This window comes from Variovorax sp. P2_H12 (assembly GCF_056403395.1).
On sequence record NZ_JBFUFO010000097.1, the window covers coordinates 1 to 1,904 of the forward strand.

Here is a 1,904-nt window from a genome sequence, read left to right on the forward strand (position 1 = left end):
GCGCGCATCGCCAGCATGGCGGCGTACGACGCCCTCTGCAAGGAGGCCGCGGACGACTTCGACGGCTTCTGGGCCCGCCAGGCGCAAGCCAACGTGGTGTGGACCCAACCCTTCACGCGCACGCTCGACGAATCGAATGCGCCTTTCTACAAGTGGTTCGAGGACGGCGAACTCAACGCCTCGGCCAACTGCCTGGACAAGCACATCGGCACGCCGGTCGAGAACAAGACCGCGATCGTCTTCGAGGCCGACGACGGCGTGGTCACCAAGGTCACGTACAAGGAACTGCTGRCGCGCGTCTCGCAGTTCGCCAATGCGCTCAAGGCCGAAGGCATCCGCAAGGGCGACCGGGTCGTCATCTACATGCCGATGACCATCGAAGGCGTGATCGCGATGCAGGCCTGCGCCCGCATCGGCGCCACCCACAGCGTGGTGTTCGGCGGCTTCTCGGCCAAGGCGCTGCAGGAACGCATCATCGACGCCGGCGCGGTGGCCGTGATCACCGCCAACTACCAGTTGCGCGGCGGCAAGGAACTGCCGCTGAAGGCGATCGTCGACGACGGCATCGCCCTGGGCGGCTGCGAATCGATCAAGWSCGTGCTGGTCTACCAGCGCACCGCSACCGCCTGCCACATGGAGGCCGGGCGCGACAAGACCTTCGGCGAGGCGCTCCAGGGCCAGGCGAGCGAATGCCCGCCGGTGCCGGTGGGCGCSGAGCATCCGCTCTTCATCCTCTACACCTCCGGCTCGACCGGCAAGCCCAAGGGCGTGCAGCACGCGACCGGCGGCTACCTGCTGTGGGCCAAGCTCACGATGGACTGGACCTTCGACATCCGTCCGGAGGACGTGTTCTGGTGCACCGCCGACATCGGCTGGATCACCGGCCACACCTACGTCGCTTACGGCCCGCTGGCCGCCGGCGCCACGCAGGTGGTGTTCGAGGGCATCCCGACCTTCCCGCATGCGGGCCGCTTCTGGCAGATGATCGAGAAGCACAAGGTCTCGATCTTCTACACCGCGCCGACCGCGATCCGTTCGCTGATCAAGGCCGCCGACAGCGACGAGAAGGTGCACCCGAAGAACTGGGACCTGTCGTCGCTGCGCATCCTCGGCACCGTGGGCGAGCCGATCAATCCCGAAGCCTGGATGTGGTACCACCGGAACATCGGCGCCGAGAAGTGCCCGATCGTCGACACCTTCTGGCAGACCGAGACCGGCGGCCATGTGATCACGCCGCTGCCGGGCGCCACGCCGCTGGTGCCGGGGTCGTGCACGCTGCCGCTGCCCGGCATCATGGCCGCGATCGTCGACGAGACCGGCAAGGACATCCCGAATGGCGCCGGCGGCATGCTGGTGATCAAGCGGCCCTGGCCCTCGATGATCCGCACCATCTGGAACGATCCCGAGCGCTTCAGGAAGAGCTACTTCCCCGAGGAGATGGGCGGCACGATCTACCTCGCGGGCGACGGTGCGGTGCGCAGCGCGGACCGCGGCTACTTCCGCATCACGGGGCGCATCGACGACGTGCTCAACGTCTCTGGCCACCGGCTGGGCACCATGGAAATCGAATCGGCCCTGGTCGCCAAGACCGACCTGGTGGCCGAGGCGGCCGTGGTGGGCCGGCCCGACGACGTGACGGGCGAGGCGGTCTGCGCCTTCGTGGTGCTCAAGCGCGGACGCCCGGCCACGGAAGAGGAGGCCCGCAAGGTCGCCGCCGAACTGCGCAACTGGGTGGCCAAGGAAATCGGACCCATCGCAAAGCCCAAAGACATCCGCTTTGGAGAGAATCTTCCGAAGACGCGCAGCGGTAAGATCATGCGGCGCCTGCTGCGCAGCCTTGCCAAGGGCGAGGCCATCACCCAGGACACCTCGACGCTCGAGAATCCGGCCATTCTGGAACAGCT

General features: G+C 67.2%; 1 protein-coding gene. It reads left to right on the forward strand.

Annotated elements, in window-relative coordinates:
- Positions 1–1,904: acetate--CoA ligase (gene acs, locus AC1DYK_RS35320; protein ID WP_478170511.1), on the forward strand; the 1,904-nt coding region annotated here is incomplete at both ends.